Genomic DNA, 26,962 nt, shown 5'->3' with positions numbered 1-26,962 from the left:
TCGAAACCCCTGTGCACGGGGACCGGGCGTGCATAGGGTGATCGGGTGACACAGCCTGCGACGTCTGCATATCTCCGGTTTCCGCACCTGCAGGGCGAGTTGGTGGCCTTCACCGCCGAGGACGACGTGTGGCTCGCGCCGCTCGACGGCGGGCGCGCCTGGCGGGTCAGCGCGGACAACGTCCCGGTCACCCACCCCCGCATCTCGCCCGACGGCACCACCGTCGCCTGGACCTCCGCCCGCGACGGCGCCCCCGAGGTGCACATCGCCCCGGTCGACGGCGGCCCGTCCAGAAGGCTGACCCACTGGGGCAGCACGCGCACCCAGGTGCGCGGCTGGACCCCGGACGGCGAGGTCCTCGCGATCACCACCCACGGCCAGGCCAGCCTGCGCCGCAGCTGGGCGCACACCGTCCCGCTCGACGGCGGACCCGGCACCACCCTGCCGTACGGTCCCGTCGGCGATGTCGCCCACGGCCCGGCGACCGTGCTCCTCTCCGCGCCGATGGGCCGGGAGGCCGCCTGGTGGAAGCGGTACCGGGGCGGCACCGCGGGCAAGCTGTGGATCGACCGCGACGGCGACGGCGAGTTCGTACGGCTCCACGACGACCTGGACGGGAACCTCGAGTACCCGGTGTGGGCGGGCGACCGGATCGCCTTCCTGTCCGATCACGAGGGCACCGGGGCCGTCTACTCCTCCCTCGCCGACGGCTCCGACCTGCGCCGGCACACTCCCCTCGACGGCTACTACGCCCGGCACGCCTCCGGCGACGGCACCAGGGTCGTCTACACGTCGGCCGGTGAGCTGTGGATCCTCGACGACCTCGACGGCGCCGAACCGCGCCGCCTTCAGGTCCGGCTCGGCGGACAGCGGGCCGACCGGCAGCCGTTCCCGGTGGACGCCTCCCGCTGGTTCGGCTCGGCCGCCCCCGACCACACCGGGCGCGGCAGCGCGGTCGCCGTGCGCGGCGCCGTCCACTGGGTCACCCACCGCTCCGGCCCCGCCCGCGCGCTAGCCGCGGAGCCCGGCGTACGGGCCCGGCTGCCGCGCACCTTCCGCACCGAGGGCGAGGAGTGGGTGGTGTGGGTGACGGACGCGGAGGGCGACGACGCCCTGGAGTTCGCGCCCGCCACCGGACTGGCCCCCGGCGCCACCCCGCGCCGCCTCGCCGCCGGACAGCTCGGCCGCGTCCTCGGACTCGCCATGGCCCCCGACGGCAGCAGGGCAGCGGTCGCCGCGCACGACGGCCGCGTCCTGCTCGTCGAGCGGGAGACCGGCGAGGTCCGCGAGGTCGACCGCAGCGAGGACGGCGACGTACGGGGACTGACCTTCTCGCCCGACTCGGCCTGGCTCGCCTGGTCGCACCCCGGCCCCGCCCCGCTCTGCCAGCTCCGCCTCGCCAACACCACCGACCTGTCGGTCACCGAGGCGACCCCGCTGCGCTTCCAGGACTACGCCCCCGCCTTCACCCTCGACGGCAAGCACCTGGCGTTCCTGTCCAACCGCTCCTTCGACCCGGTCTACGACGAGCACGTCTTCGACCTCGCGTTCGTCGTCGGCGACCGCCCGCACCTGATCACCCTGGCCGCGACCACCCCGTCCCCGTTCGGCCCGCAGCGCCACGGCCGGCCCTTCGAGGCCCCCGACAAGGACGAGACCCCCGACAGCGAGGGCACCCCCGCCACCCGGATCGACCTCGAAGGCCTCGCCGACCGGATCGTGCCCTTCCCGGTGGAGGCCGGCCGCTACTCCAACCTGCGCGCGGCCAAGGACGGCGTGCTGTGGCTGCGCCACCCCGTCCAGGGCGTCCTCGGTTCCTCCCGGGCCACCCCGGACGACCCCGACCCCAAGACCGACCTCCAGCGCTACGACCTCGCCCAGCAGCGCCTGGAACACCTCGCCGCCGACGCCGACCACTTCGCCGTCAGCGGGGACGGCAAGCGGGTCCTGCTGTGGACCGACGGCCGCCTGAAGGTCGTACCGAGCGACCGCCGGGCCTCCAACGACGACGACAGCGACACGAACATCTCCGTCGACCTCGGCCGCATCCGGCAGACCGTCGACCCGTCGGCCGAGTGGCGGCAGATGTACGAGGAGACCGGCCGCATCATGCGGGACCACTTCTGGCGGCCCGACATGAGCGGTGTCGACTGGCAGGGCGTCCTCGACCGCTACCGTCCGGTCCTGGACCGCCTCGCCACCCACGACGACCTCGTCGACCTGCTCTGGGAGGTGCACGGCGAGCTGGGCACCTCCCACGCCTACGTCACCCCCCGCGGCGGCCACGGCCACGGGCCCCGCCAGGGCCTCCTCGGCGCCGACATCTCCCGTCACGAGGACGGCAGTTGGCGCATCGACCGGATCCTGCCGACCGAGACCTCCGACCCCGCGGCCCGCTCCCCGCTCGCCGCACCCGGGGTGGCGGTCCGCGCCGGGGACGCGATCGTGGCGGTGGGCGGCCGGCCGGTCGACCCGGTCACCGGTCCCGGACCGCTCCTCGTCGGCACGGCCGGCCGGCCGATCGAGCTCACCGTCTCCCCGTCCGGCGGCGGCGAGCTGCGCCACGCCGTGGTCGTCCCCGTCTCCGACGAGGAGCCGCTGCGCTACCACCACTGGGTCGCCGACCGCCGTGCCTACGTCCACGAGAAGTCGGGCGGGCGCCTCGGGTATCTGCACGTGCCGGACATGCAGGCCCCGGGCTGGGCCCAGATCCACCGCGACCTGCGCGTCGAGGTGGCCCGCGAGGGACTGGTGGTCGACGTGCGCGAGAACCGCGGCGGACACACCTCCCAGCTCGTCGTGGAGAAGCTGGCCCGCCGGATCGTCGGCTGGGCGCTGCCGCGCGGAATGCGCGCGTACAGCTATCCGAGGGACGCGCCGCGCGGTCCCGTGGTCGCCGTGGCCAACGAGTTCTCCGGCTCGGACGGCGACATCGTCAATGCGGCGATCAAGGCGCTGGGCATCGGCCCGGTCGTCGGCACCCGCACCTGGGGCGGGGTCATCGGGATCGACAGCCGGTACCGGCTGGTCGACGGCACGCTGATCACCCAGCCCAAGTACGCCTTCTGGCTGGAGGGGTACGAGTGGGGCGTGGAGAACCACGGGGTCGACCCGGACGTGGAGGTCGTCCAGCGGCCGCAGGACTACGCGGCGGGCAGGGACGCCCAGTTGGACGAGGCGGTGCGGATCGCGCTGGAGGAGCTGGAGAACAGCCCTGCGAAGACACCGCCGGGGATCCCCACCTAGGGGCGCGGGGAACTGCGCGACCAGCCACGACCCACCCGCACCCGCCGACGATACGATGCCCCCCGAAAGCCAACGCGAAGGGACCACCATGCCAGGGGAACCCCAGGACGACTGCCTGTTCTGCAAGATCGTGGCGGGCCAGATCCCGGCGACGATCGTCCGTGAGTCGGAGACGACCGTCGCCTTCCGGGACATCAACCCCCAGGCCCCCACGCACGTCCTCGTGATCCCCAAGGCGCACTACGAGAACGCCGCCGCCCTCGCCGCCGCGGAACCGCAACTCGCCGCGGACGTCCTCGGGGCGACCCAGGCCGTCGCCGAACAGGAGAAGCTGGAGAGCTACCGCACCGTCTTCAACACGGGCTCCGGCGCCGGACAGACCGTCTGGCACGCCCACGCCCATGTGATCGGCGGCCGCGGTCTCCAGTGGCCCCCCGGGTAACTCGCCGTGTCCGTACGTGAGTTGGTCGTCCTCGGCACAGCGAGCCAGGTCCCCACAAGGCACCGCAACCACAACGGCTACCTGCTGCGCTGGGACGGCGAGGGCATCCTCTTCGACCCCGGCGAGGGCACCCAGCGCCAGATGCTGCGCGCCGGGGTCGCCGCCCACGACCTGAACCGGATCTGCGTCACGCACTTCCACGGCGACCACTCCCTCGGCCTCGCGGGAGTGATCCAGCGCATCAACCTCGACCGGGTCCCGCACCAGGTCACCGCGCACTACCCGAAGTCGGGGCAGCGCTTCTTCGACCGCCTGCGGTACGCGACGGCGTACCGGGAGACGGTCCGGCTCACCGAGGCGCCGGTTGAGGCCGACGGGGTGCTCGCGCGGACCGGCGGCTACACGCTGGAGGCCCGCAGGCTGTCGCACCCCGTCGAGTCCTACGGCTACCGCCTCACCGAACCCGACGGCCGCCGCATGCTCCCCGACCGCCTCGCCGCGCACGGCATCAAGGGGCCCGACGTCGGACGGCTCCAGCGGGAGGGCTCCGTGAACGGCGTCTTTCTCGACGACGTCAGCGAGGTCCGCCGTGGCCAGCGGTTCGCGTTCGTCATGGACACCCGACTCTGCGACGGCGTCCCCGCCCTCGCGGACGGCTGCGACCTGCTCGTCATCGAGTCGACCTTCCTCGACGAGGACGAGGGACTCGCGGTGGAGCACGGCCACCTGACCGCCGGACAGGCCGCGGCCGTGGCCCGTGACGCCGGCGTACGGCATCTCGTGCTCACCCACTTCAGCCAGCGCTACTCCGAGCCGGAGGAGTTCGAACGGCAGGCGCGGGCGGCCGGGTTCGAGGGCGAGCTGACCGTGGCCCACGACCTGCTCCGGGTCCCGGTTCCGAAACGGCGGTAAACCGGTCGTACGATGCTTTGATGTCCCTCCCCAAAGCTGAGCTGCACCTGCACATCGAAGGCACCCTGGAACCGGAGCTGGCTTTCGAGCTGGCCGCCCGCAACGGCGTCGAGCTGCCCTACGCCTCCACGGACGAGCTCCGCAAGGCGTACGACTTCGAGGACCTCCAGTCCTTCCTGAACCTGTACTACGAGCTCATGGCCGTCCTGCGCACCGAGCGGGACTTCGAGGACCTGGCCGACGCCTACCTCGCCCGGGCCGCGGCGCAGGGGGTGCGGCACGCGGAGATCTTCTTCGATCCGCAGGCGCACATCGCGCGGGGCGTGGAGATGGGAACGGTCGTGGAGGGGCTGTGGCGGGCGCTGGGACGCAGCTCGGAGAACCACGGTGTCTCCACCCAGCTGATCATGTGCTTCCTGCGGGACGAGTCCGCGGAGTCGGCGCTTCAGACCCTTGAGGCCGCGAGGCCGTACCTGGACCGGATCGTCGGGGTGGGGCTCGACTCCGCCGAGGTGGGGCATCCGCCGGTGAAGTTCCGCGAGGTGTACGAGGCCGCGGCGGCATTGGGGCTGCGGCGGGTGGCGCACGCGGGGGAGGAGGGGCCGCCGTCGTACATCGTCGAGGCGCTGGACGTGCTGGGGGTGGAACGGGTCGACCACGGGTTGCGGTGCATGGAGTCGCCGGAGCTGGTGGAGCGGCTCGTGCGGGATCGCGTGCCGCTGACCTTGTGTCCCTTGTCCAACGTGCGGCTGCGGACGGTTGATGTGCTGGGTGATCATCCGTTGCCGGCGATGTTGGATGCGGGGCTTCTGTGCACGGTGAACTCTGACGACCCGGCGTATTTCGGGGGGTATGCGGGGGACAACTTCGAGGCGGTTCGCTCGGCGCTGGGCCTAGGGGAGGAGCGGTTGCGGGAGTTGGCCCGGAACTCTTTCCTCGCGTCCTTCTTGGAGCATGATGAGGGGCTGCGGGCTCGGTATCTTGCGGAAGTTGATGCGTACGAGTTCTGAGGTGCGTTGTCGGGTGCGGGTGCGTCGTGGCTTGTCGCGCAGTTCCCCGCGCCCCTAAAAGCAAAGGCCCTCACGCCGCCGTTGCTTTGTCGTACGCCTGGGTTTCCACCTGGATTTCCACCACCGGCAACCTCCGGCGCCCTGCACCCAGTGCCACCGCCGTCATCGGTACCGCGATCAGTAGCAGGCCCGCTGCCAGGGCCGTGCCCATCGCCGGGAAACCTGCCTCCGATGCGAGGACGCTGCCCGTCAGTGGGCCCGCTGCCGTGCCCAACGATGACGCCGAGCCGACCAGGACCGCCCAGCGGCCGCGCGGGTCGAGGGAGGCGGCCAGGCCGATGACGTACGACAGGACGATCGGGTAGAGCGTGTTCCACGCGATCTCGCCGGTCGCGAAGGACGTCAGGTCGGTCGCGGAGGCGCTCAGCGTGATGCACGCGGCGATGAGGACCGTGCCGCCGCCGATGGGGAGCGCGCGGCCGAGCCGGGGGCCGAGGGCGCCCGCGCCGACGACGCCCAGCAGGCCCGCGCCGAGTGCGATCGCGAAGACCGCGCCGACCGTGGCCTCGGAGAGGTGGGCCTGGGTGAGCCCGATGCGGCCGCTGACGCCCCAGAGGGCGTTCTGGGCCAGGGACCAGCAGGGGAGGGTGGCGGCGAGGAGGAGGCCGGCCCGGAGGTGGGGGAGCGGGGCGCCCCTCTCGCGGCTTCGGGCGGGGGCCGTGGCGAGCGGGAGACGGCCCGTCAGGGGCCAGACCGCCAGCGCGGTGAGGGCGATCGCGGCGAGCGGCTGGCCGTGGCCGGGGCCCAGGTGCGGGACGGTCAGGTAGACGGCGCCGGCGAGTGCGGAGACGCCGAGCAGGCCGGCCGTGGTGGTGCGGTGCGGGTCGGGCTGGGCGGCGATGCCGGTGGCGGCCACCGCCGTCGCCGTACCGGATCCGAAGCCGCCGATGAGGGCGCCCACGACGACGGCCGGGACGGCGTGGGCGAGGGCGGCGCCGCCGTAGCCGAGGACGGCCAGGGTGAGGCCGAGACGGGCGAGGGTGCGGGGGCCGAGGCGGTCGACGCGGGAGGCGAGCAGGAAGCCTGCCGCCGCCGAGCTCAGCAGCAGCGCACTGCCGACGGCACCGGCCTCGGTGGCGGTGAGCGCGAGCCCGGAGTCGAGTCTGCCGACGGTGGTCGGCAGGAGGTAGGGGGCGAGGTACCCGGCCGTGAAAAGGGCGATCAGGGGCCAGGGCAGGGTGGTGCGAGGGGCGGACACGGGCGTTCCCAGGGCATGCGAAAGAAGCGGCTCGAAAAGGGGGTTGGGCGCAAGCCGTCGATGGACAGGAACGCGCGAAGAATTTGTATCAAGCACGCGGTTGTGGAAGAAGCCCGGGTGGCGTGATGTGGATCACGTTCCGTTTGGGGCAGGGGAAGTCGGGTAGAAGAGCGACCTTCTTGCTCGCTCCTAACGCCAGCTGGGGGCGCCTCCCGCACCCGGTGCCGTCGCCTCGATCTTGATCCTGATCTCGCGCATCACCGCGATGATCTGCTGTTCGTGCTCCGGCGTCAGCCGGGCCACCGGGACCGAGCAGCTGACGGCGTCCTGGGCGGGGGAGTCGTAGCGCAGCGCGAAGCCGAAGCCCACGATGCCGAGGACACCCTCCTCGCGGTCGACCGCGTAGCCGCGGGCGCGGACCTCGGTGAGGTCGGCCAGCAGGGAGCCGCGGGTGGTGTGGGAGTTGGGGGTGAGCGCCTCGTACGGCCCCTCGGGGAGCCTCTCGTCGGGCCGCTCGGCCAGCAGCGCCTTGCCGAGCGCGCCGACGTGCGCGGGCAGCCGGCGGCCGACCCTGCTGATGGTCCGCAGGTACTCGTGCGACTCGCGCGTCGCCAGATAGGCCACGTTCCGGCCGTCGAGCCGCCCCATGTGGATCGTCTCCCCCAGCGCCTCGGACGCCTCGTCGAGATACGGCCGTACGACCCGCACCCGCGGGTCGGAGTCGAGGTAGCTGGTGCCGGTGAGCAGGGCGTGGATGCCGATGCCGTAGAGCGAGCCGGTGACGTCGGTGCGGACCCAGCCGCGCGAGATCAGGGTCTGGAGCAGCGCGTACATCGAACTGCGCGGCACGCCCAGTTCGTCCGCCAGCTCCTGGAGCCGGGCCGGGCGGTCGCCGCGCGCGGCCAGCAGTTCGAGGAGCTCGACCGTGCGGGCCGCCGACTTGACCTCGCGGACCCCGCCGGACTCCGGGCGCTCGACCCCTGTCTCTGACATGCGCCGATCGTAATCGGCCGGGCAAAGCCGGGGCGGACCCATTGACGGACGGGATTCGTCTACCTAATCTCCATCTTCATACGTGGATTACGTCTACATAGGGAGATGACCGAGGGTGACCCCCGACCCGGACACGGCCCGACGACTGCGGGACGGCATGGCACGCGGCGTGCTGTCGTTCCCGCTCACGAGCTTCCACGACGACGGCACCCTGGACCCCGACGGCTTCCGCGCGCACCTGGCCACGCAGCTGGACCGCGGGCCGGGCGCGGTCTTCCCGGCCTGCGGCACCGGCGAGTTCTTCTCCCTGGACGAGGACGAGTACCGCCAGGTCGTCACCCTCGCGGTCCAGGAGGCCGGCGGGCGGGTGCCCGTCGTCGCCGGGACCGGCTACGGCTGGGCGCAGGCCGTCCGATTCGCCCGGATCGCCGAGGATGCGGGGGCGGACGCGCTGCTGGTCCTCCCGCACTACCTCGTCGCCGCCCCGCAGGACGGGCTCGTCGCCCAGCTGGAGCAGATCGCGGCCCGCACCCGGCTGCCGCTCATCGCCTACCAGCGCGGCCAGGTCGCCTTCGGGGCGGACGCGTTCCGGCGGATCACCGCGATCCCCGGTGTCATCGGGCTCAAGGACGGACACAGCGACCTCGACCGGCTCCAGCGCCTCACCCTCGCCGCCCCCGAGGACTTCCTGTTCTTCAACGGCGCCTCCACCGCCGAGATCCAGGCCCGCGCCTACGCCACCGTCGGCGTCCCCGCCTACTCCTCGGCCGTCCACGCCTTCGCCCCCGAGATCGCGGGCGCCTTCTTCGACGCCCTGCGCGAGGGCCACGAGGGCGACGGCCTGGTGGAGAAGCTGCTGCGCGACTTCTACGTTCCGCTCGTCGAGCTCCGGGACCGGGTGCCCGGGTACGCCGTGTCGCTGGTGAAGGCGGCGGCACGGCTGCGGGGGCACCCGGTCGGGCCCGTACGCGCGCCGCTCACCGATCCGTCGGACGCCGATCTCACGGACCTGCGCCGGCTGCTGACCACCGGCCTCGACCTCGTAGGAGCCACGCTGTGAACCTCACGATCACCGACGTCCGGCTGACCCCGATCCTGGTCGCCGATCCGCCGCTGCTGAACACCCAGGGCGTGCACCAGCCGTACACACCCCGGCTGATCGTCGAGGTCGAGACCGCGGACGGCATCGTGGGGGTCGGGGAGACGTACGGGGACACCAAGTACCTGGAACTGGCCCGGCCCTTCGCCGCCGGACTGGTCGGACGTGAGGTCAGCGACGCGAACGGGCTGTTCACGCTCGCGGACCGGGTGACCGTCGACTCCTCCCGGGTGTCCGGACAGGTCGACGTCGGCGGGCTGCGGGGCGTGCAGACCGCCGACAAGCTGCGGCTGTCCGTCGTCTCCGGGTTCGAGGTGGCCTGTCTCGACGCGCTGGGCAAGGCGCTCGGGCTGCCCGTGCACGCGCTGCTCGGCGGCAAGGTACGGGACGCGGTCGACTACAGCGCGTACCTCTTCTACAAATGGGCCGCACACCCCGAGGGCGTCGCCTCCGAGAAGGACGACTGGGGGGCCGCCCTCGACCCGGCGGGCGTGGTGGAGCAGGCCCGGCTGTTCACGGAGCGGTACGGCTTCACGTCCTTCAAGCTCAAGGGCGGGGTCTTCCCGCCGGACGAGGAGATCGCCGCGGTCCGGGCGCTCGCCGAGGCCTTCCCCGGACACCCCCTGCGGCTCGACCCCAACGGGGCCTGGAGCGTGGCCACTTCGCTGAAGGTGGCCCGCGAGCTCGGGGACGTCCTGGAGTACCTGGAGGATCCCGCGCTGGGAACCGCGGCCATGGCGGAGGTGTCCGCCGGGACCGATGTCCCGCTGGCCACCAACATGTGCGTGACGACCTTCGCGGAGATCAAGGAGGCGTTCGCCCGGGACGCCGTCCAGGTGGTGCTCTCGGACCACCACTACTGGGGCGGGCTGCGCAACACCCAGCAACTCGCCGCGATCTGCCGGACCTTCGGGGTGGGCGTGTCCATGCACTCCAACACCCACCTCGGGATCTCCCTGGCCGCCATGACCCAGGTGGCGGCCACCGTGCCGAATCTCCACCACGCCTGCGACTCGCACTACCCGTGGCAGTCGGAGGACGTGCTCACCGAGCGGCTGGTCTTCGAGGACGGGGCGGTCCGGGTCTCCGACGCGCCCGGACTCGGCGTGGAACTCGACCGGGAGAAGGTCGAGTTCCTGCACCGGCGGTGGCTGGACGACGACGGGACGCTGCGGGAGCGCGACGACGCCGCGGCGATGCGGGTGGCCGAGCCGGACTGGACCGTGCCGGCCGTGCCGCGCTGGTAGGCGGGGGCCGGCTGTGCCGGAGGGCCCGGACGCGAGGGACTGCGGGGGTCCGACGTGCCGGGCGGGTCGCGGGTGAGCGCCGACCCGTTGCCGGCGCTGTGGTGCAGACTGGCCTGATCGGCACCACGCGCAGGGAGCTCACCGTGATCGCGTCCAACGGAAAGGGACCGTCGTACATCGGCACAGCGGGGCAGTGCCAGGCCCAGGTCGACCCCCTGGCCGCCGTGCGCGCACCCGGCGATCCGCCCTGGGACGTCTACCTCACCGGCACCGTCTTCCTCGACATCATCTTCACCGGGCTCGGCTCCGCCCCGGTGCGCGGGACCGAGTCCTGGGCCCGCGGAATGGGCTCCAGCCCCGGCGGGGTGGCGAACATGGCGACCGCACTGTCCCGGCTCGGACTGCGCACCTCGCTGGCCGCGGCCTTCGGCGACGACCACTACGGCGAGTACTGCTGGGACGCCCTGGAGCAGGGCGAGGGCATCGACCTCTCCCCGTCGCGCAGGGTGCCCGGCTGGCACTCACCGGTCACCGTGTCGATGGCGTACGAGGGCGAGCGCACCATGGTCTCCCACGGCCACGCACCGCCCCCCGAGGAGCCCGCGCCGGACTGCCCCCCACGCGCGCGTGCGGCCGTGGCCTCACTGGAGCCGGGCAAGCGCGCCCCCTGGATCGCCCAGGCGGCGGACAAGGGCACCCGCATCTTCGCCGACGTCGGCTGGGACGAGACCGGCGCCTGGGACCTGGCGGGCCTCGCCGACCTCGAACACTGCGAGGCCTTCCTGCCGAACGCCGAGGAGGCGATGCGCTACACCGGCGCCCCCAGCCCCCGCGAGGCCGCCCACGCGCTCACCGAGCACGTGCCGCTCGCCGTGGTCACCCTCGGCGCGGAGGGCGCCTACGCCGTGGACCGGCGCACCGGGGAGGCCGCCGAGGTCCCCGCGATCGAGGTCGAGGCGCTCGACCCGACCGGCGCCGGGGACGTCTTCGTGGCCGGCTTCGTCACCGGCACCCTCGCGGGCTGGCCGCTGGCCGACCGGCTGGCCTTCGCCGGCCTGACCGCCGCACTCTCCGTCCAGGAGTTCGGCGGCTCCCTCTCCGCGCCGGGCTGGTCCGAGATCGGCGCCTGGTGGCGCAAGGTGCAGTCCGTGACCTCCCAGGCCCCGGCCGCGCTGCGCCGGTACGCCTTCCTGGCGGACCTGGTCCCCGAGGAGACGGCCCCGGGCTGGCCCCTGCGGCGGGCGGTACCGACGATCGGCTTCGGCAGGTCGACCTGACCTCAGCGGTCCGCGGCCCGCTCCAGAACCGACACCACCTGCTCCCGGACCACCTCGCGGGCCTCCGCGGGCAGCGCACCGACCGCTGTCGCCCCCAGGCCGTCTAGCACGGTGTCCGTGCCCGTGCCGCAGGGCACGCTCCCGGTCAGGAAGTCGTAGCCGTCACGGACGGCGACGCGCAGCACGGGGCGCTCGCCGGCGTGCACGGCCGTGGCGACGACCAGGGGCGGCGGGCCGCCCGGGGCCTCGGCCACCTTGCGGTAGCCGCTGACCAGCGGATCGTCCCAGTGCAGGCTCAGCAGCAACGGCTTCTTGGCGAGCAGTTCGGCGAGGTCGGTCTCGAACGGACCCTCCGCCGCCAGCACCCGCGCACGGGCGCCGAGCACGAGGGCGGCGGGCAGCAGACAGCGCAGGGTGCTGCCGACGACGTTCCCGCCGACCGTGGCGGTCCGGCGCACGGCTCCGGTGCCGACGCCGGCCGCGGCCCGGTGCAGCACCTCCGGCACCCGCGCGTCGATCCGGTGCAGCAGGACCGCCGCCCCGACCTCCCCGGCCCCCAGGACGTTCGCCTCCGGCACCTCGCGCAGCGACACGGCCTGCTCGGGGAAGCCGTCGCGTTGCCACGCGGCCCACACGAGCGTGGCGCCGCCGACGGGTATCGCCCCGTCGGACAGGCACTCCTGGGCCTCGGGCAGGGAGGTGGGCAGACGCAACAGCACGGGTTTCCCGCTTTCTCCGTACGGACTCCACGGCCACCGCCGCCGTCGAGGTCTTCGAACACACGTGGTAGCGAGCGCATTCTCCCCGGCGTGCGGGGGGAGCATGCAGGGCTCACCGCTGCATCGAGGGCGCCCCGGTGGTCGAAAAGCCCTACGGCGTTGTCAGTGCACCGTCGTACCCTTGAATCCGCGAGGCCGCCTCCAGTTGCGCGGCCGTGACGAGGAGGAACCGCAGGCCTTAAGCGCCGGCCCATGACTCAGACACCCACAGGTCACAGCCCCGCGCAGGGGCAGGCGAGAGCACAGTTCACCGTCCCCGCCCAGCACCCCATGGTCTCGGTCCTGGGATCGGGCGACTCGCTCCTGCGCGTGATCGAGAAGGCCTTCCCGGCGGCCGACATCCATGTCCGGGGCAATGAGATCAGCGCGACCGGCGCGGCGGCGGACGTCGCCCTCGTCCAGCGCCTGTTCGACGAGATGATGCTGGTGCTCCGCACCGGACAGCCGATGACGGAGGACGCAGTGGAACGCTCGATCGCCATGCTGCGAGCGAGCGAGAACGGGACGAGCGACGGCCAGGAGACCCCGGCCGAGGTGCTCACACAGAACATCCTGTCCTCGCGCGGCCGCACCATCCGCCCCAAGACCCTCAACCAGAAGCGGTACGTCGACGCGATCGACAAGCACACGATCGTCTTCGGCATCGGCCCCGCCGGTACCGGCAAGACCTACCTCGCCATGGCCAAGGCGGTGCAGGCCCTCCAGTCCAAGCAGGTCAACCGCATCATCCTGACCCGCCCCGCGGTGGAGGCGGGCGAGCGGCTCGGCTTCCTGCCCGGCACCCTCTACGAGAAGATCGACCCGTACCTGCGCCCGCTGTACGACGCCCTGCACGACATGCTGGACCCGGACTCGATCCCGAGGCTGATGGCCGCCGGGACGATCGAGGTCGCGCCGCTGGCGTACATGAGGGGTCGCACCCTTAATGATGCTTTCATCATCCTGGACGAGGCCCAGAACACCTCGCCCGAGCAGATGAAGATGTTCCTCACCCGGCTCGGCTTCGACTCGAAGATCGTGATCACCGGTGACGTGACGCAGGTCGACCTGCCGAACGGCACCAAGTCCGGGCTGCGGCAGGTGCAGGACATCCTGGAGGGTGTGGAGGACGTGCACTTCTCCCGCCTGTCGTCCCAGGACGTCGTACGGCACAAGCTGGTCGGCCGTATCGTCGACGCGTACGAGAAGTACGACACCGAGAACGGTACGGAGAACGGCACCCACAAGGGCGGCCGGAACAAGCGGAAGTAGACAAGCCAGCACCATGTCGATCGACGTCAACAACGAGTCCGGAACCGAGGTCGACGAGCAGGCGATCCTCGACATCGCCCGCTACGCGCTCGCGCGGATGCGCATCCACCCGCTCTCCGAGCTCTCGGTGATCGTCGTGGACGAAGATGCCATGGAGCAGCTGCACATCCAGTGGATGGACCTGCCGGGGCCCACCGACGTCATGTCGTTCCCGATGGACGAGCTCCGGCCGCCCAGCAAGGACGACGACGAGCCCCCGCAGGGCCTCCTCGGCGACATCGTGCTCTGCCCGGAGGTCGCCAAGAAGCAGGGCGAGGAGGCCGCGACGCAGCACTCCATGGACGAGGAGCTCCAGCTCCTCACCGTCCACGGTGTGCTGCACCTGCTGGGCTACGACCACGAGGAGCCGGACGAGAAGGCCGAGATGTTCGGCCTCCAGGCGGCCATCGTGGACGGATGGCGGCAGGAGAAGGGGCTCACCGGCCCGTCCCCCGCGCCGACCGTCTCATGAGCCTGCCCCTCGTCTCCGGCGCGATCGCCCTGGTCGTCGTCGCCTGGCTGGCCGCCTGCGCGGAGGCGGGCCTCGCGCGCGTCTCCAGCTTCCGCGCCGAGGAAGCCGTCCGCAACGGCCGGCGGGGCAGCGCCAAGCTCGCGCAGGTCGCCGCCGACCCGACGCGCTATCTCAACGTGGCGCTGCTGGTGCGCGTGGCCTGCGAGATGGCGGCGGCTGCATTGGTCACCTACGCCTGTCTCCAGGAGTTCCCCGGCACCACCCGCGCCCTGCTGGTCGCGATCGGTGTCATGGTGCTGGTGTCGTACGTGGCCGTGGGGGTGTCCCCGCGCACCATCGGGCGCCAGCACCCGCTCAACACGGCGACCGCGGCCGCGTACGTCCTGCTCCCGCTTGCCCGGATCATGGGCCCGATCCCGTCGTTGCTGATTCTCATCGGCAACGCCCTCACCCCCGGCAAGGGCTTCCGCCGGGGCCCGTTCGCCTCCGAGGCGGAGCTGCGCGCGCTGGTCGACCTCGCCGAGAAGGAGTCGCTGATCGAGGACGAGGAGCGCCGCATGGTGCACTCGGTCTTCGAGCTGGGCGACACGCTGGTGCGGGAGGTCATGGTGCCGCGCACCGACCTCGTCGTCATCGAGCGCTACAAGACGATCCGGCAGGCGCTGACCCTCGCACTGCGTTCCGGCTTCTCGCGCATCCCCGTGTCCGGGGAGAGCGAGGACGACATCGTGGGGATCGTGTACCTGAAGGACCTGGTCCGCAAGACCCACATCAGCCGGGACGCCGAGAGCGAGCTGGTGTCCACGGCCATGCGGCCCGCGGTCTTCGTGCCCGACACCAAGAACGCCGGAGATCTGCTGCGCGAGATGCAGCAGGACCGCAACCATGTCGCCGTGGCCATCGACGAGTACGGCGGCACGGCCGGCATCGTCACCATCGAGGACATCCTCGAGGAGATCGTCGGCGAGATCACCGACGAGTACGACCGGGAACTGCCGCCGGTGGAGGACCTCGGCGACGACCGTCACCGGGTCACCGCCCGCCTCGACATCACCGACCTCGGCGAGCTGTACGGGCTCGACGAGTACGACGACGAGGACGTGGAGACCGTCGGGGGACTGCTGGCGAAGGCGCTGGGCCGGGTGCCCATCGCCGGGGCGTCGGCGGTCGTCGAGCTCCCGGACGGGCGCGAGCTGCGTCTGACCGCGGAGGCCGCCGCGGGGCGCCGGAACAAGATCGTGACGGTCCTGGTGGAGCCGGTTGCGGCTCTGGGACCCGCCGAGGTGGAGGAGAAGGTGTCCGAGTGACCCCCGAGGAACTGCGCGGCCTGTGCCTGTCGTTCAACGCGGCGGTGGAGGACTTCCCGTTCAGCCCGGAGATCTCGGTCTTCAAGGTGCTCGGCAAGATGTTCGCGCTGAGCCGGCTGGACAACCGCCCCCTGACGGTCAACCTCAAGTGCGACCCCGAGGACGCGATCCGGCTGCGCGCCGACCACCCCGGCCTGATCATCCCCGGCTACCACATGAACAAGCGCCACTGGAACACCGTCACGGTCGACGGCGAGCTCCCGGACCGGCTGGTCCGGGAGCTCGTGGAGGACTCGTACGACCTGGTGGTGGCCGGTCTGCCGCGCGCCGAGCGGCTCCGTCTCGACCGCCCCTGAGCGCATCCCCCGCCCGGCGGGCCGGGCGCACTTCGTATGCTCCTGTCATGACCGACAACAGTGCGCTTGACCCCGAGGACCGCAAGATCGTCACGCTGGCCCGTTCGGCGCGGGCCCGCAACGGGGTGCCCGAGGGTGCGGCCGTGCGGGACGAGACCGGGCGGACCTATGTGGCCGGGACGGTCGAGCTGGCGTCGCTGAAGCTGAGCGCGCTGCAGACGGCCGTGGCCATGGCGGTGGCGTCCGGGGCGAAGTCCCTGGAGGCGGCGGCCGTGGTGACGGAGGCGGAGTCGGCCTCCGAGCAGGACCGGGCCGCCGTCCGGGATCTGGGTGGGCCGCAGACGCCGGTGCTGGTGGCGGGGGTCGACGGCACCGTGCGCGGTACCGTGACCGCCGGCTGATACCGCCGGTAACACTTGGCCGGAATTCCGGCTTGCCGTTCCTCGTTCCACGCGCATCAATGGAACCGGAAATTCCGACGGACCGTCAGATCCCAGCTCACGCGGCGTCCCGCACCACGCCCCGTGCAGGCCGGCCGTCCGTCGGGACGCACCCCCCGTCCATCCCCACATGGCAGTCCCCACCACGGGAAGGGAACCGGATTCCATGAAAGGCAAGCGCACAGCCACCGGTGCGGCACTGGCGGTCGGCACGCTCGCGGCCGCCGGACTCGCGTTCGCGCCCGCCGCCCTGGCCGTCACCCCGGACACGGCGACCATCGACGCGGACTGCGGCCTCTACGGCAGCGGTCAGGCCACCCTCACCGCCACCCAGGACGGCACCGCCGCCACCGTCACCGTCACCTCCGCGATCAACGCACCGCTCGCGCTCTCCGAGGACTCGATCACCTCGACCCTCACCTTCGTGAACGCGAACGGTGGCACCACCACGTTCACCGGCACGGAGAACCCGGCCATCGCCGCCGGGGACCCCGTCACCGTCGGCCCGCTCAGCGGCACCGTGAACTCCGGGGACAGCCTGGAGTCGTACGGCGGTTCGCTGCGGATCGTCGTCTTCGGGATCACCGTGACCTGCACGGCGACCGGCCCGCAGGCCCCGGGGCCGTTCGTGTTCGACTGAGCAACTCCCGTGGCCGCCGCGGAAACTGATGAAACGTCAGATTTCTGCGGCGGCTCCATTGACTTCTCACGCGATCCACACATCAATGCCCCCAGTGAGCGCAGAAGACAGGGGGCACATCCATGGGTCCGACGACTCGAAGACGCCGTCTGGCGTCCTTTCTCGGGGCGACCGCGCTCGCGGTCACCGCGGGCGGCGCACTGGCCTGTCCGGCCGGCGCCGCCACCGACGTGGACTTCGCCACGCACTGCATCCCGCCCGCGGTCGCGGGCATCCCGCCGATCGACGGCACCACGACGGCCAGGGTCGCCGTGGACAACACCCACCCCAAGGTCGGCGACACCGTCACCGTGACCTACACGGTGGTCAAACCGGCCGCCAGCAACCCCACGGCCATCGCCCTGCCGGCCGACATCATGACGCCGACCGGCAAGGTCACCCTCGGCGGCGCCCAGACCGGTGCCGTGACGGTCGCGGGGCCCAAGAAGAACGACCCGGTGCCGGGCAACGGCGCCTTCCCCTCGTTCGCCATGACCGGCACCTTCAAGGTCACCTCACCCGGCGCGATCACGCTCTCGCCCGGCGACTACAACATCCACACCAGCTACATCCTCGAACTGGACACGCCCTGCACGGTGATCACCCCGCCCGCCCCGGTCTCCGAGACGGTCACCGCGACGGACGCGAACCCCGTCAACGAGCGGGACATCACGCTGGGTTCGGCCTCCGGGAAGCCGGGTGACAGCGTCACCGTCACCGGCAGCAAGTTCACCCCGGGCGCCACGGTCACCCTGGCAGGCCGGGCGGGCAGCGCCCAGACCGCGGACACCGCCACCGTCACCGCCGACTCCTCGGGCGCCTTCAGCGGCTCGCTCGTCGTCAACGACAAGACCACGACCGGTGTCGTGGCCTACGAGGGCGGCACGTGGAGCGACGCCAAGGGTGCCGGACCCAAGGCGTACGTCGTCATCGACGACACGCCCGTCCCCGCCGGCAGCCAGAAGGTCACCACCACGGTGAAGGCCGGCACGCTGTCCATGTCCCAGGCCGGGGACACCGTCAGCCTCTCGGCGGTGGACTACGGCAAGGGCGGCGCCTCGACCGGCAACCTGAACAAGGTGACCGTCCAGGACTTCCGCGGCGGCCCCGCCGGCTGGTCCCTCACCGGCAAGGTCACCGACTTCACCGGACCCGGCGCTAAGATCGACGCCGGCGCGCTGAGCTGGAACCCCACCTGCGCCACCAAGGCGGGCAGCCCGAGCACCTGCCAGGCCGGTTCCGCCGGCGCGGTCGGATCCTCGGGAGCGACGCTCGCGTCCACGCCCGACTCCGCGCTCACCGGCGGTGAGTTCACCGTGGACGCCGGACTCTCCCTGAACGTCCCGGCGTTCACGCCCGTCGGCACGTACTCCGGCGTTCTCACCCTCACGCTCAGCTGACCGTACGGGCGCCCGCACCCGCCCGTCCCGTCCCTCTCGCACCCGTGGGGGTCCGCACCCATGCGAAAGCTGTACGTCCTGCTCCTGAGCCTGTTCCTGATCACGGCCGCCGCGCCTGCCCACGGCGCCGACAACGGCAGCTGGTCCGTGTATCCCGCCGCCTCCCGGATCGCCGCGCGGCTCTACTTCTACCTCTCCGCCGACCCCGGACAGACCATCGACGACAAGGTGGTCGTCAGCAACAGGACCGGTGAGCCGCTCACCTTCCGGCTCTACGCCGCCGACGCCTACAACACCGCCCGCGACGGCGGTTTCGCCGTGCGCACGGTCGCGGAGAGGCAGCGCGGGGTGGGGGCCTGGGCGAAGCCCGCGAAGTCCCGGGTGACCGTCCCCCCGCACGGCAGGATCACCGTGCCGTTCACCCTGGCGGTGCCCGAGGGCGCCGAACCGGGCGACCACGCGGGCGCGCTGGTGGCGCTGGACGAACGGGTCGACAAGGGCGACGGCGCGGTGGCGCTCGGCGTCCAGCGGGCCGTGGCCGCGAGGATCTATCTGCGCGTGGGCGGACCGACCGTGCCGGCGATCGCCGTCGAGGACGTCCGCGTCAGCCATCACCAGCCGCTGGTACCGGGCCTCGGGGACAGCGGTGCGACGATCTCGTACACCCTGCGCAACACCGGCAACGTCACCCTGGACCCGAAGGTGGAGCTGCGGGCGACGGGGCTGTTCGGGCGCACCCTGCTCTCCCGTGAACTCGCTCGGATTCCCGCGGAGCTGCTGCCCGGGCAGCGGGTGCGGCTGACCGAGCCGTGGCGCGGCTCACCCCAACTCGACTGGGGGCAGGTGACGTTGACGGCGAGTGCGAAGGACACACGCGAGTCGTCGAGTGCGGGGTTCTTCGCTTTGCCGTGGCTGGTGGCGGTGGTGTTGTTCGTGGCGGGTGGTGCGGCAGGAGGGATGTGGGTTCGTCTGCGGCTGCGGGCCGGTGGGGGCTTGTCGCGCAGTTCCCCGCGCCCCTGAAAAGCCTCCCGCGCCCCCTGAAAAGCCTCCCGTGCCCCTGAGCCTAGAGCGCGTCCGGGCCGCGCTCGCCCGTCCTCACCCGTACGACCGTCTCCACCGGCAGGGCCCACACCTTGCCGTCGCCGATCTTGCCGGTCTGGGCGGCCTTGACGATCGCGTCGATGACCGTGTCGGCGTCGGCGTCGTCGACGACGACCTCGATGCGGACCTTGGGGACCAGGTCGACCTGGTACTCGGCGCCCCGGTACACCTCGGTGTGGCCGCGCTGACGGCCGTAGCCGCTGGCCTCGGTCACGGTCAGACCGTGCACGCCGATCTCCTGGAGCGCGGTCTTGACCTCGTCGAGGCGGTACGGCTTGACGATCGCGGTGATGAGCTTCATGCCTGGGTCTTGGCCTTCTGGGCGGAGGGGACGGAGGACGCGCCGACCGGGGCACCGTGCCCCAGGACGCCGTGATCGTATGCGGTCTCGGCGTGCACCGTAAGGTCCAGGCCGGTGTGCTCGTGCTCCTCGTCGGCCCGGAAGCCCATCACCTTGTCGATCAGCCTGCCGATGCCGAAGGTCACCAGGAAGGCGTACGCCCCCACGGCGGCCACGGCCACCAGCTGCTTGCCGAGCTGGGCGAGCCCGCCGCCGTACAGCAGCCCCTGCGTGCCGCCGGTCATCTCCTCCACCGCGAACACACCGATCAGGAGGGTGCCGATGACCCCGCCGACCAGGTGGACGCCTACGACGTCCAGCGAGTCGTCGTAGTTCAGCCGGAACTTCCAGCCCACCGCGTAGGAGCAGACGACACCGGCGGCGAGGCCGACGACGAGCGCGCCGAGCAGGGAGACCGAGCCGCAGGAAGGGGTGATCGCGACCAGGCCCGCGACCGCGCCGGAGGCCGCGCCCAGGGTGGTGGGGTGGCCGTCGCGCTTCTGCTCGACGAAGAGCCAGCCGAGCAGTCCGGTGCACCCGGCGGCGAGGGTGTTGAGGAAGGCCGCGGCCGCGAGCCCGTTCGCGCCGAGGGCCGAGCCCGCGTTGAAGCCGAACCAGCCGAACCAGAGCAGGCCCGCGCCCAGGACGACCATGGGGAGGTTGTGCGGGCGCATGGCGTCCTTCTTGAAGCCCAGACGCGGGCCGAGGACCAGTGCGAGGGCGAGACCGGAGGCACCGGAGGTGATCTCGACGGGCAGACCGCCCGCGTAGTCGAGCGCCCCGAGCTTGTCCAGGACCCAGCCGCCGGGGCCCCACACCCAGTGGGCGACGGGAACGTATACGAGCAGCGCCCACACCGGGACGAACACCAGCCACGCCCCGAACTTCGCCCGGTCCGCGATCGCGCCGCTGATCAGCGCCGCCGTGATGATCGCGAAGGTGAGCTGGAAGGTGGCGAACAGGAGGGTGGGGACGGTGCCGTGGACGCTGTCGGGGTCGAGCCCGGCCATGCCCGCGTGTTCGAGGCCGCCGATGAGTCCGCCGCCGATGTCCTCGCCGAAGGCCAGGGAGTAGCCGGCGGCCAGCCACACCACCGTCACCAGGGCGATCGACACGAAGCTCATCATCAGCATGTTCAGGACGCTCTTCGTGCGGACCATGCCGCCGTAGAACAGGGCGAGCCCCGGGGTCATCAGCAGGACCAGGGCGGTGGCGGCGAGCAGCCAGGCGGTGTCACCGGTGTCGATGCCTTGCGCGGCGAGGGGCATGCAGGTCTCCAACCAGGTGGGGGCTCGTCAGAGGTTCACCGGCGCGCGTTTCCGGTTGTGCACGGCGGTGTTTCCGTCGTGTTTCATTGCGGTGGGGTTTCCGGGAGCTCACGGTCCGGCCGGTGCTCGGGCGCCTGTGCGGCGGGGCTCTGTGGATCAGGGAGAATGGGGCGCATGAGCGTTCGCAGTCAGTCATCCGAGCAGTCGGCCTCGTCGCAGGCACCCCACCGCGCCGGCTTCGCCTGCTTCGTGGGCCGCCCCAACGCGGGCAAGTCCACCCTCACGAACGCTCTGGTCGGCCAGAAGGTGGCGATCACCGCGAACCAGCCGCAGACCACACGGCACACGGTACGGGGGATCGTGCACCGGCCCGACGCCCAGCTGATCCTGGTCGACACCCCTGGGCTGCACAAGCCGCGCACGCTGCTCGGTGAGCGCCTCAACGACGTCGTGCGCACCACCTGGGCCGAGGTCGACGTGATCGGGTTCTGCCTCCCGGCGAACGAGAAGCTCGGGCCCGGGGACCGTTTCATCGCCAAGGAACTCGCGGGGATCAAGAAGTCCCCGAAGGTCGCGATCATCACCAAGACGGACCTCGTCGACTCCAAGACGCTGGCCGAGCAGCTCATCGCCGTCGACCAGCTCGGCAAGGAGCTGGGCATCGAATGGGCGGAGATCGTCCCGGTGTCGGCGACCGCGAACAAGCAGGTCGACCTGCTGGCGGACCTGCTGATCCCGATGCTTCCCGAGGGCCCGGCGCTCTACCCCGAGGGCGACCTCACGGACGAGCCCGAGCAGGTCATGATCGCCGAGCTGATCCGCGAGGCCGCGCTGGAGGGTGTCCGCGACGAGCTCCCGCACTCCATCGCGGTGGTCGTCGAGGAGATGCTGCCCCGCGAGGACCGCCCCGCCGACAAGCCCCTCCTCGACATCCACGCCTTCGTCTACATCGAGCGCCCCAGCCAGAAGGGCATCATCATCGGCCCCAAGGGCAAGCGCCTGAAGGAGGTGGGCATCAAGAGCCGCAAGCAGATCGAGGCGCTCCTGGGCACGCCGGTCTTCTTGGACCTGCACGTGAAGGTCGCCAAGGACTGGCAGCGGGATCCTCGGCAGTTGCGGAAGCTGGGGTTCTAGGAGGTCGCCTCCTGCGGGGACAGGTCCTGCAGGCCCACCACCCTGAGCAGTTGCAGGCGTTCGTACGCCTCCGTCCCCGGGCGGGCCGTGTGGACGACCAGGAGGTGGTGGTGCTCGTGGCTGACCATGACCTCGCAGTCGAGTTCCAGCAGGCCCACCACGGGGTGGACGAAGCGTTTGGTCGCCTTGTTCCGCTGGGACACCTCGTGTTCCTCCCACAGACGCGCGAACTCCTCGCTGGCCAAACGGAGTTCGGCGACCAGCGCGGCCGGTTCCGGGTCGTCGGGCCGGGCCGCGGTCACCGCGCGCAGGGTGGCCACCTGGGTGCGCGCGTGGTCCGCGAGGTCCTCCTCGGGGAAGAGCTCGCGCGCGGCCGGGTCCAGGAAGAAGCGCCGGGTCAGGTTGCGCTCCCGCCGCGGACGCGACATCGCGTCGCCGACCAGCGCCTTCGCCATCGCGTTCTGCGCCAGCACCTCGCCGTGGTCGTTGACCACCTGCGCCGGGGTGTCGTGCAGCCGGTCCAGGATCAGCAGCAGCCCCGGACGGACGTGCGCCGACGCCGTCTCGCGGCGCGGGGGCTCCTCGCCCACCAGGTGGAACAGATGGTCCTGCTCCACCTCGGTCAGACGCAGCGCCCGGGCCAGCGCGGTCAGCATCTGCCGGGACGGACGCGGGCCCCGGGACTGCTCAAGCCGCGTGTAGTAGTCCACCGACATCCCCGCCAGCTGGGCCACCTCCTCGCGGCGCAGCCCGGGCGTGCGACGCCGGGCGCCCGGCGTCAGGCCCACGTCTGACGGGTTCAGCCGGGCGCGGCCGCGGCGCAGGAAGTCGGCGAGTTCGGCTCGGTTCACCCCTCCAGCGTGCGGCACCCCGCCCGGCTTATCCAGGGACTGTCGATCCCCTGATCAAGAGGTCTCTCCCGGCGTCCGTGCGGCCGTCCCACGCTGGTCGGGACGAGAGGAGCTGGACATGCTGACGTTGGTGACAGGTGTGACGGGACAGGTCGGCCGGCGCTTCGTGCCGAGGCTGCTTGCGCAGTCCCGGCCGGGGAGGGTGCGGGTCCTGGTACGGGACGCCTCGCGCGGTGAGCCCTTCGCGGAGCTCGGTGCCGAGGTCGTCGTAGGGGATCTGCGGGACACCGAGGCGCTCGGCAAGGCCGTCGCCGGGGCCGACGCGGTCGTGAACGTCGCCGCGGCCTTCCGGGGAGTGCCGGACGAGGAGGCGCGGGCCGTCAACCAGGAGGCGGCCGTGGAGCTGGGCCGTGCCGCGGCGGCCTCCGGCGTCCGGAGGTTCGTGCAGGTCAGCACCGGTCTGGTGTACGGCTCCGGGCGGGGGCGCCCGCTCACCGAGGACGACGAGAGCCGGCCGGGCGGGTCGATGTGGGGTACGTACCCCGAGTCGAAGGCGGCGGCCGAGCGGTCGCTGCTCGCCCTGGAGGGGCTGGACGTGCGCGTCGCCAGGCTTCCCTTCGTCTACGGCGAAGGGGACCCGCATCTCGCGCAGTCCCTGATGTGGGCGAAGAACTGGGCGTCGACCCAGCGGCTGCACATGGGGCACCACGCGGATGTGGCCCAGGGGTTGCTGCGGATCCTGTACGCGCCGGGGATCTCGGGGCGGGTCTACAACATCGCAGACGACGCCCCGGTGACGGCGGTGGAGCTGCATCAGCTCAACGGGGTGGAGATTCCGGCGGAGTTGTACGAGCGGGCCGATCCGGACCCGTGGCTGGTGATCATGTCCACGGAGCGGATTCGCAGGGAGCTGGGGTATCGGCCTGTGTATCCGTCTGTCTATGCCGCACGGGAGGCGGGGGCGCTCTGAGGAGCAGGCCGGGCGGACGGTGGGCTCTCGCGGGGCTAGCCGCAGGTGCCCTCGATGGCCCATGCGTTGTCGATCTCGTCGGTCGTGCCGAGATGGGTCTCGCCCGGCGGGACGCACCTCTTGATGTCGGTCGGCCACCAGTCGATGTCGACCTGGATCTTGACCCAGGTGCTGCCGCAGTGCCCGTAGTACGAGTCCGTCTGCGTCTCGTAGTAGCCGCAGGCCTTGATCCCCGTCTCCCCGGCGGGTTTCCCCTGGGGCGCGGCGTGGGCACTTCCGGAGAGCGCCGTGCCCGCGAGGAGTACAGCGCTGCACGCGACCGCGGCGAGGCGGAGCTTGCTTGCGGTCTTCGGCAGGGAAGGGTGCCTCTTCATGTCTCTCCCGTTCATGTGTGGCAGGAACCGTCGCTCCTCCGACACCCCCATGATCAGCAGCGTCCCTCGGCCCACGCCACGCGTTTCGGGCACAGCCGAATACCGCTGGTCGTCCCTGGACAGCGCGGGCTAGTCGACGCCTCTTACACGGCCGACCAGGATCGCCCCCGCCAGACCCACCGCCGCCGCCACCCCGTACAGCACCCGGTAACCCCCCAGGTGCGTCACGATCGGGGCGGCGACCGCGGGGGCGGCCACCTGGGGCAGTGAGTTGGCGATGTTGATGACGCCCAGGTCCTTTCCCCGGTCCAGGGCCTTCGGGAGGACGTCCGTCATCAGGGCGAAGTCGACGGACATGAAGACGCCGAGCCCCACGCCCAGCAGTGCCGCCACGACGATCGCGCCCGGCCAGGTCTGCCAGGCGGCGAGCAGGGCCGTGGCCGCCGCCATCAGCGCCCCCGACCACCGCACGAACGGCTTGCGGCGGCCCACGCGGTCGGACCAGATGCCGCCCACCACCACCGTGGCCAGCAGGGCCACGCTGTCCACCGCGGTGAGGATCAGCACGCCCTGCTCGGGGTCCTCGTGGTGCAGGCGGTCACGCAGGTAGTAGAGGAGGTAGAGGATCACCAGGGCGTTGCTGAGGTTGATCAGGAAGCGGGTCAGCCACGCCCAGGCGAAGTCCGGATGCCGGCGCGGGCTCAGCCAGAAGCCGCGCGCGAACGACCGCCAGGACCAGGCGGGACGGTCCGCGGCCCCCAGCCTGAGGTCCCGGTGGCGGAGCACGTACGGCAGGACGCCCGCCAGCGTGAACACCGCGCACGCCGCGTAGCCCGCCGCGATCCCGCCCGCCGCGGTCGCAAGGCCCGTGCCGACGACCGCACCGAGGATCTGCGCCGCCCCGATCCAGCCGCCCACCACGCCCCGCTGGAGCCGGGGCACCTGGTCCGGCACGGCGGCGGTGACCGCCGCGAAGGCCGCGTTCAGGGTCAGCTGGACCAGACACCAGCCGAGCGCCATGAGCCACAGTCCGTCCGCGCCCGCGAGCACCAGCAGCGACAGCGCGCCGCCCGCCGCACCGGCCGTGATCCACGGGCTGCGGCGGCCCCAGCGGGCCGTGGTGCGGTCCGAGAGCGCGCCGAAGAACGGGTTCGCGGCCAGGGACACCACCGCGCCCACCCCGGTCACCCAGGCCAGCAGGGTCTCCTTGGACATGCCGGTGCCGGGCGCGAAGTCCTCCGCCTGGCGGGCCAGCAGGATCTGCAGGGGGCCGTACCAGCCCACCCAGATGGCCACGTTGGCGAGCGACAGGGACGCCGTCCAGCCCGTGCCGACCCGGTCGGCGGGCTCGGCCAGCGCGGTGCTCACCGCTGGGCCCTGAGCAGGTCCCGGTACCAGTCGAACGACGCCTTCGGGGTCCTCTCAAGGGTCTCGAAGTCCACGTGCACCAGGCCGAACCGCCGCGCGTACCCCTCCGCCCACTCGAAGTTGTCCATCAGCGACCACACGAAGTACCCGCGTACGTCCACCCCCGCCTCGACCGCCCGGTGCAGGGCGCGCACGTGGGCGTCCAGGTAGGCGATCCGGTCCTGGTCGTCGACGCCCTCGTAGGAGCAGCCGTTCTCGGTGATGACGACGGGCGGGAGCCGGTCGCCGTAGCGCTCGCGCATGCCGGTGAGGAGTTCGGGCAGGGCCTCCGGGACCACCGGCCAGCCGAAGTCCGTCACCGGGACGTTCTCGATCTCCCGCACGGAGAAGGGGAGTTCGGCCGGGATGGTCAGACCGCCGAACTCGATGTCCTCGCCCTGCGGGGCGCCCACGCGGGTGGGGGAGTAGTAGTTGACGCCGTAGAAGTCGAGCGGTTCGGAGATGATCTTGAGGTCGGCCGCCACGTCTCCGGGCATCAGGTCGCCGAGACCCGAGGGGTACTCGCCCAGCAGGACCGGTTCCGCGAACAGCCGGTTCAGCAGCAGGTCGTAGAAGTCGGCGGCCTCCACGTCCGGCTGCTCCGGGGAGGCCGGCCAGGTCGGGCCGTGCGAGTTGGCGATCCCGATGTCCGTGGCACCGGCCGCGCGCAGGGCCCGCACGGCCAGGCCGTGGCCCAGGAGCTGGTGGTGGGCGGCGGGCAGCGCGTCGAACATGAGCTGCTTGCCGGGGGCGTGGGCGCCGAGGGCGTGGCCGAACAGGGTGTGTTCGGCCGGTTCGTTGAGGGTGATCCACTTGGTGACGCGGTCGCCGAGGCGGTCGGCGACCACGGAGACGTACTCGGCGAACCGGGAGGCGGTGTCCCGCTCCAGCCAGTCCAGTGCGACCGGAAGGTCCCAGTGGAAGAGCGTCGGGACCGGACGGATCCCCGCCGCGACCAGTTCGTCCACGAGACGGTCGTAGAAGTCGAGGCCCTTGCCGTTGTCGAAGAGCACTCGCGGCCAGGAGACCGAGAAGCGGTACGCGTCCACGCCCAGACCGGCCAGCAGGGACACGTCCTCGCGGTAGCGGTGGTAGTGGTCGCAGGCCACCGCCGCCGTCGAGCCGTCCTTCACCCGGCCGGGCTCGGCCGTGAAGGTGTCCCACACGGACCGTTCGCGCTCGTCGGCCGCGCCCTCGATCTGATGGGCCGAGGTCGAGACACCCCACAGGAAGCCGGCCGGGAACCGCGGGATCGGATGCTCTTCAGTCGCCATGCGCCGGATCATCCGTACCGGCGGGTAGGGAAGTCA

At 71.8% G+C, this 26,962-nt stretch carries 26 protein-coding genes; 17 read left to right on the top strand and 9 right to left on the bottom strand.

Annotated features, from left to right (window positions below; genetic code table 11):
* The first annotated feature begins 45 nt into the window (after nt 1-45).
* The 4 genes from M2163_RS19170 (at nt 46) to M2163_RS19155 (ending at nt 5,610) form a co-directional block, all read left to right on the top strand.
* Nucleotides 46-3,246, top strand: coding sequence for a S41 family peptidase (locus M2163_RS19170; RefSeq protein ID WP_280894550.1), 3,201 nt, complete (start codon nt 46-48; stop codon nt 3,244-3,246).
* Nucleotides 3,247-3,334: 88 nt separating this feature from the next.
* A complete protein-coding gene (locus tag M2163_RS19165) occupies nt 3,335-3,688 on the top strand; it encodes a histidine triad nucleotide-binding protein (protein WP_280851574.1) in 354 nt (117 codons plus the stop codon).
* A 6-nt stretch (nt 3,689-3,694) separates the two neighbouring features.
* Nucleotides 3,695-4,600, top strand: coding sequence for a ribonuclease Z (locus tag M2163_RS19160; RefSeq protein WP_280894549.1), 906 nt, complete (start codon nt 3,695-3,697; stop codon nt 4,598-4,600).
* 20 nt (nt 4,601-4,620) lie between these two features.
* Entirely contained in the window at nt 4,621-5,610 is a 990-nt protein-coding gene (locus M2163_RS19155) for an adenosine deaminase (protein WP_280894548.1), read from the top strand.
* Nucleotides 5,611-5,680: 70 nt separating this feature from the next.
* Here the strand turns inward: M2163_RS19155 and M2163_RS19150 are convergent, their stop codons facing one another.
* Together M2163_RS19150 and M2163_RS19145 are read right to left on the bottom strand one after the other, a co-directional pair.
* The gene (locus M2163_RS19150) at nt 5,681-6,868 is read right to left on the bottom strand and encodes an MFS transporter (RefSeq protein ID WP_280894547.1); all 1,188 of its coding nucleotides are present in this window, start codon (nt 6,866-6,868) and stop codon (nt 5,681-5,683) included.
* A 189-nt stretch (nt 6,869-7,057) separates the two neighbouring features.
* On the bottom strand, nt 7,058-7,861 hold the full coding sequence (locus M2163_RS19145) for an IclR family transcriptional regulator (RefSeq protein ID WP_280894546.1): 804 nt from the start codon (nt 7,859-7,861) through the stop codon (nt 7,058-7,060).
* 115 nt (nt 7,862-7,976) lie between these two features.
* On the opposite strand from M2163_RS19145, the gene M2163_RS19140 reads away from it, so the two are divergent.
* From M2163_RS19140 to M2163_RS19130, 3 genes are all read left to right on the top strand, one after another.
* On the top strand, nt 7,977-8,921 hold the full coding sequence (locus M2163_RS19140) for a 5-dehydro-4-deoxyglucarate dehydratase (RefSeq protein WP_280894545.1): 945 nt from the start codon (nt 7,977-7,979) through the stop codon (nt 8,919-8,921).
* Nucleotides 8,918-10,207, top strand: a complete 1,290-nt coding sequence (locus M2163_RS19135; protein WP_280894544.1) for a glucarate dehydratase family protein — start codon at nt 8,918-8,920, stop codon at nt 10,205-10,207. The genes M2163_RS19140 and M2163_RS19135 overlap by 4 nt, the downstream gene beginning before the upstream one ends.
* Nucleotides 10,208-10,353: 146 nt before the next feature.
* The gene (locus M2163_RS19130; RefSeq protein ID WP_280854206.1) at nt 10,354-11,484 is read left to right on the top strand and encodes a PfkB family carbohydrate kinase; all 1,131 of its coding nucleotides are present in this window, start codon (nt 10,354-10,356) and stop codon (nt 11,482-11,484) included.
* Between the two features lie 2 nt (nt 11,485-11,486).
* On the opposite strand, the gene M2163_RS19125 is transcribed toward M2163_RS19130, so the two are convergent.
* Nucleotides 11,487-12,203 carry an FAD binding domain-containing protein gene (locus M2163_RS19125; RefSeq protein WP_280894543.1) on the bottom strand — a complete coding sequence of 239 codons (717 nt, stop codon included), beginning with the start codon at nt 12,201-12,203 and terminating at the stop codon, nt 11,487-11,489.
* A gap of 252 nt (nt 12,204-12,455) precedes the next feature.
* On the opposite strand from M2163_RS19125, the gene M2163_RS19120 reads away from it, so the two are divergent.
* From M2163_RS19120 to M2163_RS19085, 8 genes are all read left to right on the top strand, one after another.
* Nucleotides 12,456-13,514 carry a PhoH family protein gene (locus M2163_RS19120; protein WP_078959977.1) on the top strand — a complete coding sequence of 353 codons (1,059 nt, stop codon included), beginning with the start codon at nt 12,456-12,458 and terminating at the stop codon, nt 13,512-13,514.
* 13 nt (nt 13,515-13,527) lie between these two features.
* Nucleotides 13,528-14,025, top strand: coding sequence for an rRNA maturation RNase YbeY (ybeY, locus tag M2163_RS19115; protein ID WP_280851582.1), 498 nt, complete (start codon nt 13,528-13,530; stop codon nt 14,023-14,025).
* Nucleotides 14,022-15,332 (top strand): hemolysin family protein, encoded by a 1,311-nt coding sequence (locus M2163_RS19110; RefSeq protein WP_280851583.1) that lies wholly within the window; start codon nt 14,022-14,024, stop codon nt 15,330-15,332. Before ybeY ends, M2163_RS19110 begins: the two co-directional genes overlap by 4 nt.
* A complete protein-coding gene (locus M2163_RS19105; RefSeq protein WP_280851584.1) occupies nt 15,329-15,688 on the top strand; it encodes an MmcQ/YjbR family DNA-binding protein in 360 nt (119 codons plus the stop codon). The genes M2163_RS19110 and M2163_RS19105 overlap by 4 nt, the downstream gene beginning before the upstream one ends.
* 47 nt (nt 15,689-15,735) lie before the next feature.
* Entirely contained in the window at nt 15,736-16,089 is a 354-nt protein-coding gene (locus tag M2163_RS19100; RefSeq protein WP_280851585.1) for a cytidine deaminase, read from the top strand.
* A 205-nt stretch (nt 16,090-16,294) separates the two neighbouring features.
* On the top strand, nt 16,295-16,768 hold the full coding sequence (locus tag M2163_RS19095; protein WP_280851586.1) for a hypothetical protein: 474 nt from the start codon (nt 16,295-16,297) through the stop codon (nt 16,766-16,768).
* Between the two features lie 122 nt (nt 16,769-16,890).
* On the top strand, nt 16,891-18,207 hold the full coding sequence (locus M2163_RS19090; protein ID WP_280851587.1) for a beta-xylosidase: 1,317 nt from the start codon (nt 16,891-16,893) through the stop codon (nt 18,205-18,207).
* A 60-nt stretch (nt 18,208-18,267) separates the two neighbouring features.
* Nucleotides 18,268-19,227, top strand: a complete 960-nt coding sequence (locus M2163_RS19085) for a DUF916 domain-containing protein (protein ID WP_280894542.1) — start codon at nt 18,268-18,270, stop codon at nt 19,225-19,227.
* Between the two features lie 43 nt (nt 19,228-19,270).
* On the opposite strand, the gene M2163_RS19080 is transcribed toward M2163_RS19085, so the two are convergent.
* Nucleotides 19,271-19,609: a P-II family nitrogen regulator gene (locus M2163_RS19080; protein WP_123760644.1), complete on the bottom strand. Its 339-nt coding sequence runs from the start codon at nt 19,607-19,609 to the stop codon at nt 19,271-19,273.
* On the bottom strand, nt 19,606-20,916 hold the full coding sequence (locus M2163_RS19075; RefSeq protein ID WP_280851589.1) for an ammonium transporter: 1,311 nt from the start codon (nt 20,914-20,916) through the stop codon (nt 19,606-19,608). Before M2163_RS19075 ends, M2163_RS19080 begins: the two co-directional genes overlap by 4 nt.
* Before the next feature lie 174 nt (nt 20,917-21,090).
* On the opposite strand from M2163_RS19075, the gene era reads away from it, so the two are divergent.
* Nucleotides 21,091-22,050 carry a GTPase Era gene (gene era, locus M2163_RS19070; RefSeq protein WP_125190188.1) on the top strand — a complete coding sequence of 320 codons (960 nt, stop codon included), beginning with the start codon at nt 21,091-21,093 and terminating at the stop codon, nt 22,048-22,050.
* Here the strand turns inward: era and M2163_RS19065 are convergent.
* Nucleotides 22,047-22,901 (bottom strand): helix-turn-helix transcriptional regulator, encoded by an 855-nt coding sequence (locus tag M2163_RS19065; RefSeq protein WP_280851590.1) that lies wholly within the window; start codon nt 22,899-22,901, stop codon nt 22,047-22,049. The genes era and M2163_RS19065 overlap by 4 nt on opposite strands.
* A 118-nt stretch (nt 22,902-23,019) precedes the next feature.
* Here M2163_RS19065 and M2163_RS19060 point away from each other — a divergent pair, with 118 nt between their 5' ends.
* Complete coding sequence (locus M2163_RS19060; RefSeq protein ID WP_280894541.1) at nt 23,020-23,871, top strand: NAD(P)-dependent oxidoreductase; 852 nt, start codon at nt 23,020-23,022, stop codon at nt 23,869-23,871.
* Nucleotides 23,872-23,906: 35 nt separating this feature from the next.
* On the opposite strand, the gene M2163_RS19055 is transcribed toward M2163_RS19060, so the two are convergent.
* The 3 genes from M2163_RS19055 to M2163_RS19045 form a co-directional block, all read right to left on the bottom strand.
* Nucleotides 23,907-24,245 carry a DUF6355 family natural product biosynthesis protein gene (locus tag M2163_RS19055; RefSeq protein WP_280894540.1) on the bottom strand — a complete coding sequence of 113 codons (339 nt, stop codon included), beginning with the start codon at nt 24,243-24,245 and terminating at the stop codon, nt 23,907-23,909.
* Nucleotides 24,246-24,374: 129 nt separating this feature from the next.
* A complete protein-coding gene (locus M2163_RS19050; RefSeq protein WP_280894539.1) occupies nt 24,375-25,613 on the bottom strand; it encodes an MFS transporter in 1,239 nt (412 codons plus the stop codon).
* Nucleotides 25,610-26,926, bottom strand: a complete 1,317-nt coding sequence (locus M2163_RS19045) for a GH1 family beta-glucosidase (protein WP_280894538.1) — start codon at nt 26,924-26,926, stop codon at nt 25,610-25,612. Before M2163_RS19045 ends, M2163_RS19050 begins: the two co-directional genes overlap by 4 nt.
* Between the last annotated feature and the right edge of the window lie 36 nt (nt 26,927-26,962).

It is taken from the genome of Streptomyces sp. SAI-135, assembly GCF_029893805.1.
Lineage (GTDB): Bacteria > Actinomycetota > Actinomycetes > Streptomycetales > Streptomycetaceae > Streptomyces.
The sequence above is the reverse complement of the archived record's forward strand: the minus strand, read 5'-3'. Positions and strand labels throughout refer to the sequence as shown.